Source organism: Ensifer sp. ENS11, assembly GCF_014851895.1.
Taxonomy (GTDB): domain Bacteria; phylum Pseudomonadota; class Alphaproteobacteria; order Rhizobiales; family Rhizobiaceae; genus Ensifer; species Ensifer canadensis.
Window position 1 is genome coordinate 1 of sequence record NZ_JACVAN010000084.1, and the last position, 315, is coordinate 315.

Annotated in this window: 1 protein-coding gene; it reads right to left on the reverse strand. The window is 58.1% G+C overall.

Annotated features, from left to right (window positions below; genetic code table 11):
- On the reverse strand, positions 1-217 hold a 217-nt coding region (locus tag IB264_RS34330), incomplete at its 3' end, for a hypothetical protein (protein WP_210335730.1).
- Positions 218-315 lie beyond the last annotated feature (98 nt).

Sequence of the window (315 nt, forward strand, 5' to 3'; positions counted from 1 at the left end):
GATTTGCCACTTTGGCGACATCGAGCCCGCTGCTGGATATGCGGCCCTTGAAGGTCGGCTCAACCTCGCGAATATCGGCAGAGATATTTGCCGCGACGCTGCCGGCATCGATGCCGAGATGTTCTATCCTTGCCGAACCCAGCCCGTTCTTAAGCGTTGCCGCCAAGGCAACGTCTGATGCCGAGAAGTCACCAAGGACAAGATCCCTGATGTTCACGCCGATATCGGCATCGAACCCGGTCAGAAGCTGCAAACCCGTCGAAGCGCCCGACTTCTCCGATTTCGCGTTGGGTTGCGACGAAGCCGAGGTAGTAG